At 54.2% G+C, this 14,091-nt stretch carries 9 protein-coding genes; 3 read left to right on the forward strand and 6 right to left on the reverse strand.

Annotation, left to right across the window (positions count from 1 at the left end; translation table 11 throughout):
- Positions 1 to 3: 3 nt before the first annotated feature.
- Entirely contained in the window at positions 4 to 1,422 is a 1,419-nt protein-coding gene (locus KO508_RS10250) for a Y-family DNA polymerase (RefSeq protein WP_216008224.1), read from the forward strand.
- Positions 1,422 to 4,553: an error-prone DNA polymerase gene (locus KO508_RS10255; RefSeq protein ID WP_216008225.1), complete on the forward strand. Its 3,132-nt coding sequence runs from the start codon at positions 1,422 to 1,424 to the stop codon at positions 4,551 to 4,553. Before KO508_RS10250 ends, KO508_RS10255 begins: the two co-directional genes overlap by 1 nt.
- On the opposite strand, the gene KO508_RS10260 is transcribed toward KO508_RS10255, so the two are convergent.
- Both KO508_RS10260 and KO508_RS10265 read right to left on the reverse strand, forming a co-directional pair.
- On the reverse strand, positions 4,547 to 5,524 hold the full coding sequence (locus KO508_RS10260; RefSeq protein ID WP_216008226.1) for an alpha/beta hydrolase: 978 nt from the start codon (positions 5,522 to 5,524) through the stop codon (positions 4,547 to 4,549). The genes KO508_RS10255 and KO508_RS10260 overlap by 7 nt on opposite strands.
- Positions 5,514 to 7,697 carry a TonB-dependent siderophore receptor gene (locus KO508_RS10265; RefSeq protein WP_216008227.1) on the reverse strand — a complete coding sequence of 728 codons (2,184 nt, stop codon included), beginning with the start codon at positions 7,695 to 7,697 and terminating at the stop codon, positions 5,514 to 5,516. Before KO508_RS10265 ends, KO508_RS10260 begins: the two co-directional genes overlap by 11 nt.
- Before the next feature lie 194 nt (positions 7,698 to 7,891).
- Between KO508_RS10265 and KO508_RS19065 the strand changes: the two genes are divergently transcribed.
- Complete coding sequence (locus KO508_RS19065) at positions 7,892 to 8,923, forward strand: helix-turn-helix transcriptional regulator (protein ID WP_216008228.1); 1,032 nt, start codon at positions 7,892 to 7,894, stop codon at positions 8,921 to 8,923.
- 52 nt (positions 8,924 to 8,975) lie between these two features.
- On the opposite strand, the gene KO508_RS10275 is transcribed toward KO508_RS19065, so the two are convergent.
- The 4 genes from KO508_RS10275 to dbpA all read right to left on the reverse strand — a co-directional run bounded on the left by KO508_RS10275 (position 8,976) and on the right by dbpA (position 14,002).
- Complete coding sequence (locus KO508_RS10275) at positions 8,976 to 10,310, reverse strand: sodium ion-translocating decarboxylase subunit beta (RefSeq protein ID WP_252738052.1); 1,335 nt, start codon at positions 10,308 to 10,310, stop codon at positions 8,976 to 8,978.
- 14 nt (positions 10,311 to 10,324) lie between these two features.
- Positions 10,325 to 12,112 (reverse strand): sodium-extruding oxaloacetate decarboxylase subunit alpha, encoded by a 1,788-nt coding sequence (oadA, locus tag KO508_RS10280; protein WP_216008230.1) that lies wholly within the window; start codon positions 12,110 to 12,112, stop codon positions 10,325 to 10,327.
- Between the two features lie 45 nt (positions 12,113 to 12,157).
- Positions 12,158 to 12,409, reverse strand: a complete 252-nt coding sequence (locus KO508_RS10285; RefSeq protein ID WP_216008231.1) for an OadG family protein — start codon at positions 12,407 to 12,409, stop codon at positions 12,158 to 12,160.
- 219 nt (positions 12,410 to 12,628) lie between these two features.
- Positions 12,629 to 14,002, reverse strand: a complete 1,374-nt coding sequence (gene dbpA / locus KO508_RS10290; RefSeq protein WP_216008232.1) for an ATP-dependent RNA helicase DbpA — start codon at positions 14,000 to 14,002, stop codon at positions 12,629 to 12,631.
- Positions 14,003 to 14,091 lie beyond the last annotated feature (89 nt).

Consider the following 14,091-nt stretch of genomic DNA (forward strand, 5'->3'; position numbering starts at 1 on the left):
ACTATGCTCTGGTTGTACCTGCACTTCCCTCATCTGGTACTGGACCATATTCGCCGATCCGGTGAACACGTGTCTGCACTAGTGATTGTAGAAGGCTCAGGGCAAAAAGTAGTGCAAGCCTGCCCAACTGCCAAAGATCTGGGTGTTCGTGATGATATGCGCCTGAAAACAGCTATCAGTCTGGTGCCAGAGCTAAGCATAATAAGGGCAGACCAACAGCAGGAAGCCCGTATTCTGGAAGATCAGGCACGCTGGCTCTACCGATACGCAGCGCATATTGTTCTGGTTCCGCCAAACGGTTTACTGGCTGAAATTGGTAGCCTACAACGGTTATACGGTGGCCTTTCGGCAGTCTGGCGAACGCTAGAGGAAGTACTCCACGAGCGCCAGCTTACTGCTTGGATGGGCACAGGCCACACTCCCCTAGCAGCCCGACTGACTGCACGCAACGGTGTGGGAGAACGCACTTCCGACACAGCCCGTATCCTTCAAACTCTTAGCAAGATGCCCTTGCTAGCTGCGGAATTTGACGGGCGTACCTGCATACGCCTGCAACGGCTTGGCCTGAATACTCTGGGTGAGGTATTCAGTTTGCCACCCAAAGAAATGGCGCGCCGGCTTTCTCCAGAAACTCTGGCGTATATCCAGAAAATTCGAGGTTCCAGACCTGATCCTCAAGCACCCTGGCAACCGCCACATCACTTTCGTCAACAAGCAGATTTTGTACAGGATATTGAGCAGTCACAAGGACTGCTTTTCCCATTGCGCCGCATGCTGTCTGAGCTAGAGAGTGACCTATGTTGGCGCCAGCAGGATACTGACTGTTTACTGTTAGAGCTTCAGCATCGACACACAGAGCCAACTCGCCTGCGCATCCGCACATCAGGCCCAGAACATCGAGCCGAGCCATTTCTTAGCCTCGTTAGCCTGCGGCTTGAACAGCAGCCCCTCAAGGCTCCAGTTATGTCGCTACGCCTTATTGTTAAACGATTCCTTGGGAGGGAGGCACCTTTTAAGCAGGATCTTCTGGGTGAAAACCAAGATTTGAACGAAGCCTGGCACACCTTGGCGAGCCGATTGCAGGCAAGGCTTGGGGATAACGCCATGAAACAACTCTCGCCCAGAGCAGACCACCGACCAGAATGGGCATGGAGTGCCTCACAAGTACGCCGAACGAACCGGGTAACAACAACAGCAACGAACCAATTGCCTTGCCGTCCCTTGTGGCTCCTGCAAGGCCCGCAGCCGCTTACGGAAACCCCAAAAGTCTGGTTTACTGGCCCGGAGCGGATCAGCGGGGGTTGGTGGGATGGCCAGCGGGTACACCGGGATTATTACGTTGCCCAACTGGATAACGGACAACTGGCCTGGGTCTTCCGGGATATTCGGGAAGGCTGGTTCATACATGGATGGTTTGGCTAATGGGTGCCTCTTCCTATGCCGAGTTGATCTGTTTCAGTAACTTCACCTTTCTAACTGGGGCATCTCACCCCCATGAGCTTGCGGATCGCGCTGCAGAGCTTGGATATACAGCACTGGCCCTTACCGATGCCTGTTCGGTTGCGGGCATACCCCGGGCTTGGGCTGCACTTAAAGAAAGCTCCGTAAAGCTGATTACCGGTAGCTGGTTTGAGCTAAACAACGCCCCTCCGGATGCCTGCACACCCAGATTCATTCTTCTGGCCCGCACCCGCAAAGGTTACGGGCAGCTCTGCCAGTTTATAACCACCGGTCGACGCAGAGCAGAAAAAGGGCAATACCAGCTTTTCCATAACGACGTGGAAACCCATGCTCTGGATGATTGCCTGTGCTTATGGTTACCGCCTTCACCAACTGAAGCCAATGCAGATCAGGCACTAGCCTGCGGCGAATGGTTACTCCGCCTGTTTGAACACCGTCTCTGGATTGCCGCTGCCCGCACTCTGGAATCCGGCGAGGAAGAGCAACTGGCACGGGCCCGCTGGCTTTGTAAGCATTTGCGCTGCCCGATTACCGCTACAGGCGAAGTACATATGCACAGTAGGCAGCGCCAGCCCTTACAAGACGTACTCACCGCTCTACGCAACCACACCAGCGTGGAAAGCGCTGGCCACTGTCTGTTTCAGAATGGTGAACGCTACCTGCGCCCAGTACCTGTATTACAACGGTTATTCCCCGAAACCTGGCTGAAAGAATCTTTGCGTATTGCTCAACAATGTACCTTTGAGCCCGGCAGTTTGCGTTACGAATATCCTCCAGACCTTGTACCTGAAGGAGAAACCCCGGCGGCTTATCTGAAGCGCCTGACCAGAGAAGGTGAGCGGCGACGTTACCCGGCAGGCACACCTCTGTCCGTTCAGGCCCTGATCCGCAAAGAACTGGGGCTGATTTCAGAAATGAAGTACGAACACTACTTCCTCACCATTCACGACATTGTTGCCTTTGCCCGAAGTCGCGACATTCTCTGTCAGGGGCGCGGCTCTGCGGCCAATTCAGCTGTGTGTTACTGCCTGGGCATTACTGAAGTAAACCCGGCTCAGGTAGACCTGTTGTTTGAACGCTTCATTTCCAAAGATAGAAATGAGCCGCCGGATATTGACGTGGATTTCGAGCATGAACGCCGAGAAGAAGTAATTCAGTATATTTACCAGCGCTACAGCCGGGAACGTGCGGCATTGGCAGCAACCGTTATTCGCTACCGCCCCCGCAGCGCCATCCGAGACGTTGGCAAGGCTCTGGGGTTTGATCCAGCACTGGTGGAACAACTGCTGGAAGGCATCGACTGGCGCGACAAAGCCACCAACTGGCGCCAGCAGATTCTAGACAAACGCCTGACCCGCAACCCGAAAGTTGCAGACCAATTCTTTACTCTGGTCAACACCCTGCTTGGCTTCCCCCGCCACCTTTCCCAACACGTGGGCGGCTTTGTGATCAGCTCCGGCCCGCTAAGCGAATTGGTGCCTGTGGAAAATGCCGCCATGGCCGACCGAACCGTTATCCAGTGGGACAAAGACGATCTGGAAAGTCTAGGCCTGATGAAAGTGGATGTACTCGCGCTAGGCATGCTCACAGCCATTCGCAAAGCACTGGATTTGATCAGCCATCAAAAAGGCCAAGTCTTTCGGATGCAAGACATTCCTCAAGAAGACAGAGCCACCTACAACATGCTGCAGAAAGGCGACAGCGTTGGCGTATTTCAAGTGGAATCCCGAGCTCAGATCAACATGCTGCCAAGACTGAAGCCCGAAACCTTCTATGACTTAGTCATTGAAGTGGCCATAGTCCGCCCCGGACCCATACAGGGTGACATGGTGCATCCATACCTGCGCCGCAAGCATGGCTTGGAACCCGTGGATTACCCCAACGATGCCATCCGGGACGTATTAGAACGCACTTTGGGTGTGCCCATCTTTCAAGAGCAAGTCATCAAACTGGCCATGGTTGCCGCAGGTTTTACCGCTGGCGAAGCCGACCAACTCCGCCGCGCCATGGCTGCTTGGAAATCCCACGGCGACATGACCCCCTTCCGGGAAAAACTCATCAACGGCATGCTGGCACGAGGCCACAATGCCGACTTTGCCGAACGACTCTACCTGCAAATCTGCGGCTTCGGCGGCTATGGTTTCCCCGAATCCCACGCTGCCAGCTTCGCCCTGCTCGTTTACGTCTCCGCCTGGATCAAACGCCACTACCCGGCCGCCTTCTACTGCGCCCTCCTCAACAGCCAACCCATGGGATTCTACTCCCCATCGCAACTGCTACAGGATGCCAAGCACCATAACGTAGTAGCACTGCCCCCAGACATTAACAAAAGCCAGTGGGACCACATCTTGGAAGGCACTGATTTGCAATTGCGCTTGGGATTAAGAATTATCCGAGGCTTCTCCGAAAACGCCGCACAACGCCTGTACCAGCGCCGCCCAGCAACCGGCTACCGCTCCTCCTCCGAATTACGCCGTCTGGCAGACCTCAAGCAAAGGGAAATGGAGCTCCTCGCTGGTGCCAACGCTATGCCTGATTTCTCCGGCAACCGCCACCAAGCTTACTGGCAACTACTGGCCCATGAAAAACCCAGTGAACTTTTTGCCGGGATAGAAGTAGCAGAAGACAAAGAAAACTACGAACCGGAAACCTGCGATCTGCTACCGGAACCCACAGAAGGTCAAAACATCCTCGCCGACTACGCCAGCCAAGGCCTAACCCTCCAGCGCCACCCACTGGCCCTGCTTCGCGAACAAGGTCACTTACAGTTCTGTCTCAGCGCTGAACAACTCAAAACCACCAAGGCTGGCATCCCCGTACAGGTAGCCGGGTTGGTAACCGGCCGCCAACGCCCCGGCTCCGCCTCCGGCGTTACCTTCATAACTCTCGAAGACGAAACCGGCAACATAAACGTCGTCGTCTGGCTGGAAACCGCACGCCGACAGCGCAAACCGTTGCTCACCGCGCGCTTGTTACATGTGAAGGGTATTCTGGAAAGAGAGGGAGAAATTGTTCATATCATGGCGGGAAAACTGTCTGATCTGAGCCACCTGATACAAACTCTTCCGGTCAATTCCCGGGACTTTCACTGACCCCTAACAACGTTGCTGTCCTGCTGTAAAAATTCCACCGCACGCCGGGCTGCCGGCCACATCACACTCCCGTGGTTCTCACCCGGGAATGACTTAGCCTGGATATCCCAGTCGGGATGAAGGGAGTCAAGCCACTCGGCCATCAAACCCACGTTATCGACCATGGCCCTGCTCCGCCTCACCTCTGCCTTCGGCGTGCCGCGCTCGGATTCTCCCGGAGTCTGTTCAAGAGAACCAACTCCGATCAGCAGCCGTGGAGCAACACCTACCTCCGTATCAACAGCCAGGTCATACTCCGACAGAGCGCGCAAAGGGTCATCTCCGTACCACCACAAGGAAGGACTGATCGCAATGTAACGCTCAAAACTCTCTGGTGCCGTCATTAGCACATGCGTGACAAAAAGCCCGCCAAAAGAATGGCCAAACAGCGCTTCCTTATCCGGGTCCACTTGGAAGCGCCGGGCAATTTCCGGTTTAAGTCTGGTGTTGATGAACGCTAAAAACCGGGTTGCACCACCATGCTGCCCCTCCGCCCTGTTGCGCGCAGCTCCGGGAGGCGTATAGTCCGCCGCCCGTTGTTCAAACGCAAAACGGTCCGCATCCGGATAACCAATGGCGACAATCAGCAGCGGATTGCCAGCCTCAGAGGGGCTTTCTCGCGTTACCGTATCCCGCGCCACCTGCATCAGGGGCAAATAGGCATTTCCGTCAAGCAAATAGAGGACCGGATACCCGGTATCTGGTGGCGGTGCATCCGGAACCGACACCTGAATCAGATAGTCACGACCGGTTTCTGGTGATTCAAGCATAAAGGCCTGGGCACCAGGCAAGGTAACCTCATCCGGTACAGCACCATAAGACGCGGCTGGCAGCATACTGAAAACCATGAGCGCAACGAAAAAAAGCACCATTCGCCGTGACATGCCCGGCCAGAGATCAGCAAAACACATTAGGGAGCGATCAGAAGTCATAGCGCAATGAGGCAACAGCGTTGGCCGGAGCGCCAACCATATTGAAGGTGTTTACCCCCCCAACACGGTTATAGTACTTGCGATCAAAAACATTATTGAGGTTGAGCTGGGCGCTCAGGTTTTTATTGAAGTCATAACCAATCATGGCATCAACCACCGCGTATCCTGGTGCCTCAACACCACTACTGGATGAAAAGCTACTCATTGCAGTTACACCACCGCCAAGCCTCAAACCATGCAACAATCCATAGCCGAAGCCATATTGCGACCAGACTTTGAGCTGATTACGGGGCATCAACAGGAATATGCCGTCATCACGGGTGGTGGATGCCTGCTCCACCTCGGTATCAAGGTAAGTGTAGCCGGCAATCAGATCCCAGTTTTCGGTCAGGCTACCACTGACTTCCAACTCCGCTCCCTGAATCCGCATTTTACCCACAGCAACGGAATAGTTCGCACCCGGAATATCCGGTGTCGCCGCACGATTCTCATCGTATAGCCGGAAAGCGCTGGCACGTGCGTTTAGATCTCCGTCGAAATAGCTGCCTTTAATACCAAATTCGTACTGATCACCCTCTCGAGCCTCGAGCAGTTCGCCGTCGGCATTGGTACTGGTCTGCGGTTTGAGAACCTGTGAGTAGCTGGCATAGAGTGAATGGTCGCGACCAAAGTCCAGCACCAGGCCTGCATAAGGAATAAACGCAGTATCACTGCGATCCTGGCTTTCGCCGGAAACACGATTCGTCTCCTCGACCTTATAGCGGCTCGCTCGGCTCCCGGCGATCAATGCCAGTGATTGTATCGGCCGCAATGTAAGCTTGGCATAGAGGCCGGTTTCCTCAAGGCTGCTTTTCGTATCGCTGTAACGATACCCGGACATGCCTGCTATTGCTTCATCCAGGACATCCACAAAAGACAGGTTATTCAGTTCATCAAGAGTAACAGTGCTACCACCCAGCCCCCGGACACTGCCCGACTTATTATCTGTGTCGTAGCGTTTGAAATTTGTTCCAATGACAAATTCGTTCACGTTATCGAAGAGTTCAAAAGGCTTGCTGTAACTGGCATCCACCGACAGAGCCTCCTGATCAATGTCGCTACCGATGGCGGCAACTGCAAGTTCCTGATTGCTATCCAGAGCACTGCCCCCGAACGCATAGTTGTAATCCGCTTCGCGATCGGAGTATCGCGCTGCCAGTTGGCCAACTCCCCCACCAGCAAAACTATGGGTTAATTCCGCAATCCAGTCATTGGAACTGCTATCGAAATTATTCCAGCGGGCGCCATAAAAATCAGAACGCGAGCCGTAAAGCAGCTTGCCATCACTGTCGGTCGGCTGCCCATTATTTACCACAATATCCTTGCTGTTATGCAGGAACCCGAGACCAAGGGTGGTTGATTCACCAAGGTCGATATCAAGTGCAGCGTAAATATCATCTTGTTTGTTATCGTTGTAATCTACAAAGCGGGCATGCTCGCTATGATCGGCAACCACCCGGCCACGAATACTGCCGTCTTCATTCATTGGCCCTGCAACATCCAACTGCGCGCCGCGCTGATATTCGGTGCCGAGATTTCCCTGAACATGGGCCTGAAACTCATCCGTAGGTCGCTTACGCACCAAGTTGACAACACCCCCCATCTCGCTGGTGTTATTAAACAGGCCAGAGGGCCCGCGCATAATCTCCACTCGGTCATAGGCCGGCAAGGATGGCACAGAACCACTAATGCTCGACATAGGTGCCGGTAAACCATCGATGCTGTATTCATCGTATTCATAACCACGGGCATAAATTGAGGAGCGCCCATTGTCGTTCGACAGCACACGCATTCCAGGTGTATGGCGACCAAGTTGATCCAGTGTGACCAAACTCTGGTCATCAATTGCATCACGGGTTACCACACTGACCGACTGGGGATTATCCCGTAAAGTCGCCGGCGTTTTCGTGCCCACCGTTGCTGAATCGATGCCATAGCCGCCCGTCTCCTCCGATGATGGCATCTCGTAATACCGGTTACCTTCAACAGTAATAGCATCAAGTCGGACAACCGGGTCAGATGATTGCGCCAGAACATTCTGTCCCATCCCCATAACGACCAAAGCCCCGCCAGCTGCAGCCATTGAAAGGCGCCTGCCGCGGAGCATTATCATCTGATTGTGTTTTGTTTCCATGCTGCACTCCTCTATTCGATATTTCAGCTGCTGATATCAAATGCGAATGAGAACGCGTTAAAATATCAATCGGTGAGGCAGATTATGACAGCGGCCCTGAATCATTACCTTTGCGAACATGGCAAATCCCTTTGCCAATGCCCCATATATACTGGCAATAACCTTTGCTCCCGGCCCTGTATCAGGAGAGGCATGTGATAGAAGATGCATCCACACACAGGATTGACGCAAAAAAGCTTCGGGAGTTATCTGCTCCCTTGGTCAACCATCAACACCTGGACGTAACCTTTTCGGGCGAGCCCACAGCCTTACTTGCCGGCTACATGAAGGTCACCGAGCTGGAGCCGGGAATGCGCCTCAGGCTGGCGGATGTTCGGGACCTGTGCGGCCTTACCAGCAGCGCGGAATTACCTGCGGGTATCAAGATTGCCCTGGTTGTTGAGGGAATGGCACGGTTACGATACGGCCAGCAGGAAACTGAGCTGGGCCCGACAGGCAGGAGCGCCGGACTGGTGGTAGTCATGCCTTCCCCGGGAGCGTTCGTCCGGCACGGTCGTCCCGGTGGCAGTGAGCGCACAGTGACGCTATCACTCTCACCGCAATGGATGGTGCGCCGTGGACTAGGGCAGGTTCTACAGGATCAACACAGGGGAACACCTCAACTGCGACACTGGAGCCCGTCGAAAGAACTCTATTCAGCAGCAAGGCAACTGTTCACGCCAACATCCGCCGAGCCCAACTGCCGCATACATCACATGCAGTTGAGCGGATTCGCTCTCTCTCTAGCCGCAGAAGCTTTAGCTGAGACAAATACCGAAAGCGGAATTTCTGGTGGTCTGACAGAGCATATGGGCCCAGAAAAACCGGATTGCCGGATTGCCCGGCTGATGAGCCTCATTGACAGTGGGCTGGCACGAGCTGTAACCCAGGAAGTCCTGGCACAGCGTCTGGGAATGAGCCTTAGTAACCTTCAACGCCGGTTTCGTGCTCAATATGGCGTGGCACTTGGCCACTATCTCCGCCGTTATTATCTGAACATGACACGGGAGGCGCTCATACGGGACCAGATAACCGTAGAAACCGCAGCCGAGATGGCCGGTTACACCAGCGCTCCCAACTTTGCTACCGCCTTTCGGCGGGAGTTTAAGATCACACCCAGTCAATGTCGTGCATCTGCCCGGCAACTCTTTTTACCCGGCGGCGCTGAACCAGAATCAGACATATAAAAAAACCCCGTCGGCTCACGCCATACGGGGTTTTTTCCGCGTAAAGCGAAGATCAGCTAAGCAATTTGATCATCACACCCGCAGCAACAGCCGAGCCAATAACACCAGCAACGTTCGGCCCCATAGCGTGCATCAACAGGAAGTTCTGCGGATTCGCCTCAAGACCGACCTTGTTGGAAACCCGCGCTGCCATCGGCACCGCAGATACACCGGCAGAACCAATCAACGGGTTGATCGGATCCTTGCTGAACTTGTTCATCAGCTTGGCCATAAGAACACCACAGGCCGTACCAACACCAAAGGCCACAATACCCAGCCCCAGAATACCCAGAGTTTGAGCGTCCAGGAACTTGTCTGCCATCAGCTTGGAGCCAACCGACAAGCCCAGAAAAATCGTAGTGATGTTGATCAGGGCATTCTGTGCAGTGTCACTCAAGCGCTCCACCACGCCACACTCACGCATCAGATTACCAAAGCAGAACATACCCAGCAGAGGCGCAGCGTCTGGCAAGAACAGAACCACAGCGATCAGAACAACCAGCGGGAAAACAATCTTCTCACGCTTGCTGACCGGACGCAGCTGAGACATCTTGATGGCCCGCTCTTTCTCACTGGTCAGCGCCTTCATGATAGGCGGCTGAATCATCGGCACCATGGCCATATAGGCGTATGCAGATACCGCGATGGCACCCAGCAGGTGCGGCGCCAGAACACTGGACACATAGATGGAAGTCGGACCATCAGCGCCACCAATAATACCGATCGCAGCCGCTTCCAGAATGGTAAAGTCCAGAACACCGAGCCAGTCCAGCAATGCTGCACCCAAAACAGTACCGAAGATACCGAATTGAGCTGCGGCACCCAGCAGCATGGTTTTCGGGTTGGCCAGCAGAGGACCGAAATCCGTCATCGCGCCAACGCCCATGAAAATTACCAGAGGTCCGATGGTGCTGCCGATAACCACAGAATAGAAGTTATACAACATACCGTTGCCATAACCCGCATCCTGAGCGATGGCGTTGGCCATTACCATTTCGGAATGGCTCGCCTCTTTCACCGCGACCTTAAACGCCTCTTTCAGTTCAGGCGTAATTGCCTGCCCGGCCTGATAGGCCACATCCAGAGGTGCTGCCAGAGCGGCCAGAATCTCGCCCTTTCCGCCATTCAGAGCAAAGTGAATAGCGTTTTCCGCCGCAGTCAGGGCCAGCCCCGCCTCCGGGATATTCGCCAGAATGCCGCCGAACCCGATAGGTACCAGCAGCAATGGCTCAAACCCCTTACGAATCGCAAGGAACAGAAGAAGCAAACCAACGGCGATCATGATCACCTGGCCAAGCTCTATATTGAACAGGCCACTACCTGTCCATAATGTCATTAATTTATCCATGGAATGCTGGCCCTTTACGCGATTGTCAGCATTTCATCATCAGGAGAGACGGCATCACCGACCTTGATGAAGACTTCGCCGACAGTGCCGGCCTTGGGTGCACGAATCTCGGTTTCCATTTTCATGGCTTCGAGAATAATCAGCACATCGCCTTCTTCAACGGCATCACCTGGTGAAACCAGTACCTTGAAGATATTGCCGCCCAGAGGTGCGATCACAGGCTCGCCGTCACCGGCCGCCGGAGCAGGCGCAGCAGACGCCGATGGTGCGGATGCAGCACCGCCCTCGCCCTGAATCTGGGAAATTTCACCACCTTCAGAAACCGCAACCACGTACTGCTTGCCGTTAACATCAACGGTGTAAGTCTCTGGGCCACTGGCCTTCTTCGCTGGAAGCGCATCTTCAGCGGTGGGCACCGGCTCAAATGCGTCCGGGTTGCCACGATTTTCAAGGAACTTCAGACCAATCTGCGGGAACAGCGCATAAGTCAGAACATCATCAACGGTGTTATCCGCCAGCTTGATGCCTTTCTCATCCGCCAGTTTCTTCAGCTCGTCGGTCAGCTTGTCCATTTCCGGCTCGATATTGTCGGCCGGACGGCAGGTGATGGCTTCTTTCCCATCCAGAACCCGCTCCTGCAACTCCTTGTTGAACGGCGCCGGCGCGGAGCCGTACTCACCCTTCAGAATGGCAGACGTTTCTTTGGAGATGGACTTGTAGCGCTCACCGGTCAGAACATTCAAAACTGCCTGAGTACCTACAATCTGTGACGTGGGGGTTACCAGCGGGATAAAGCCCAGGTCTTCACGAACCTTGGGAATCTCTGCCAGAACTTCGTCGAACCGGTCCGCGGCGTTTTGCTCTTTGAGCTGGCCTTCCATATTGGTCAACATACCGCCCGGCACCTGAGCAATCAGGATGCGGGAGTCAGTACCACGGAGGCTGCCTTCAAACTTCGCGTACTTCTTACGAACTTCGCGGAAGTAACTGGCGATCTCTTCCAGCAACACCAGATCCAGACCCGTGTCACGCTCGGTACCTTCGAGAATCGCAACAATCGCCTCGGTGGGCGAATGGCCATAGGTCATACTCATTGAAGAGATGGCCGAATCCACGTTGTCGATACCAGCTTCCGCTGCCTTAATGGCAGTAGCTGTGGACATGCCAGTGGTCGCATGGCACTGCATGTGAATCGGAATATCCAGTTCTTTCTTCAGGCGGCTAACCAGATCAAAAGCCACGTAGGGCTTTAGGATACCGGCCATATCCTTGATCGCGATGGAATCCGCACCCATGTCGGCAACTTCTTTCGCCAGCTCAACCCACATCTCGATGGTGTGCACCGGGCTGGTGGTATAAGAGATGGTGCCCTGAGCGTGCTTGCCGGTTTTCTTGACGGCCTTGATGGCGGTCGACAGGTTGCGGGGGTCGTTCATCGCATCGAAAATACGGAACACATCAATGCCGTTTTCTGCGGCACGGTCAACAAACCGCTCTACCACATCATCCGCGTAATGCCGGTAGCCCAGAAGGTTCTGGCCACGAAGCAACATTTGCTGGGGCGTGTTGGGCATGACTTTTTTCAGCTCGCGAATACGCTCCCAGGGATCTTCGCCCAGATAACGGATACAGGAATCGAAGGTAGCGCCACCCCAGGATTCCAGAGACCAGAAACCAACTTTGTCGAGTTTCTCGGCAATGGGCAGCATATCGTCAAGCCGCATACGGGTGGCAAGCAGGGACTGGTGGGCGTCACGCAGGATAACGTCCGTAATCCCCAGCGGTTTCTTTGTGTCAGTCATCGTGTCAGCCTTCTGTTTAAAGGTTGTATCTAATCGGTTACCGGGTCACTTCTTGTGGCGCGACCGGAATTGAGCTATCGCCTTTTTAATCGCCTCTGCTGTATCAGGATCTACTGTTGCAGGCGCCTTGGCTTTGGCACGGGGCGTTTTGGCCGGGGTTGCCGGCTCTGGCGGCGCAAACCGGGTAAGCAGTTTGGACATAAGCAGGGTCGCGAACACCAGAACAATCAGGAACACGAACACGAATCCCATACCCGCAACCATCAGGTCGACGGCTTGTGACATCAGGTCATCCATATTGAACAGCTACCTGTATTGGTTTATGGATTTTCCCCGGAGCAACTGAACGATATAAGACCTATGTCTTATATCGCACCGGAGCAAACCGGGAGGCAAAATCCTGCGTAATTTACCGGTTTCGCAGGCTGTGAGCAACCAAAATGCAAATGACTATACGGACTTTCCGAGCGTTACCCGGCAGCTCTAACTTGCCGAGAAACACTGTGACGCCAGTTCTCAGACAAGTCTGACTCTTAGTTTGCGACCTTTTATCTTTCCATCCTCAAGCCGCTTTAGAGCGCGTCTGGCCTGCCTAGCTTCGACAGCAACGAAGCACTGAAATTCAAACAGATCAATCTTGCCAACGGATTTACCATCCAGCCCCGCTTCGCCGGTGAGCGCCCCCAGCACATCCCCTCGCCGGAGCTTGTCCTTACGCCCTGCGGCAATGCAAAGAGTTCTCATGGCCGGAGGAACAGGCTCTGCAGGCACCGAAAGTAGAATTTCGGAATCCCCCCAAACGACTGAACTTCCACGCTCGCTCTCAAGGCGGTTGATCTTGTGCCCCTGAGCCGGGCTGCACAACGTTACAGCCAACCCGGCCTCACCTGCGCGTCCGGTGCGCCCTATTCTGTGGGTATGCACTTCCGGATCCCGTGCTGGCTCGGCATTAATAACCAACGGCAGCGCTTTGATATCCAACCCGCGGGCGGCAACATCTGTTGCCACCAATACTTGACAACTACGATTGGCAAAACGCACCAGCACACTGTCTCGCTCACGCTGTTCAAGGTCACCGTGCAATGCCAGTGCTGAAAAGCCTTGGGTACCTAGCTCTGCGGCCAACTCATCACACTGTTGCTTCATGGCGCAGAACACCAAGCAGGATGCAGGTTGATGTTCAGACAACAAACTCACAATGGCATGAGTGCGCTCGGATGCAGGAATTTCATAAAACAGTTCGCGGATATCGCTATTCACGCTTTGAGCTTCTGCTCTCACATCAACAGGATCCAGCTGAAAACCTTTGCTTAGCTTGCGGATAGACTCTGGCCAGGTAGCAGAAAACAATAACGTCTGGCGCTGATTGGGCGTGTAACCCAAAATTTCTTCCATGGCAGGCTGAAACCCCATATCGAGCATTCTATCTGCCTCATCCAGCACCAAAGTCGAGAGACGCTTCAAGTCGAGGGTTCCTTTGCGTAGATGATCCGCAATTCGTCCTGGCGTGCCTACAACGATATGAGCGCCATGGGCCAGCGAGCCAATTTGCGGACCAATAGACACACCGCCGCAAAGGGTTAGAATCTTTACGTTCTCCTGCGCTCTTGCCATTTCCCGCATTGCTTTCGCAACTTGGTCTGCCAGCTCGCGGGTCGGGCACAGTACCAGCCCCTGAACCGCAAACAGTTTAGGCTTGAGACTTTCGATCAATCCAATACCAAACGCAGCCGTTTTACCGCTGCCGGTTTGCGCCATTGCGATCACATCACGACCCGCCAAGCAATGAGGCAAAGCTCTGGCCTGAATATCAGTAGGCTGTGAAAAACCCAACTGGGCAAGATTGGCCTGCATGGCTGCAGACAGATCAAGATCTTTGAAGGAAGGCATACAAGAAAATCCTGGAATCAGCGGTTGCTGGTTAAGAAGGTAGACATGAGGGCGTATACTATCGCCATAGAATACCAGAATTTATGACC

It is taken from the genome of Marinobacter salexigens (genome assembly GCF_018860765.1).
GTDB classification, from domain to species: Bacteria; Pseudomonadota; Gammaproteobacteria; order Pseudomonadales; family Oleiphilaceae; genus Marinobacter; species Marinobacter salexigens_A.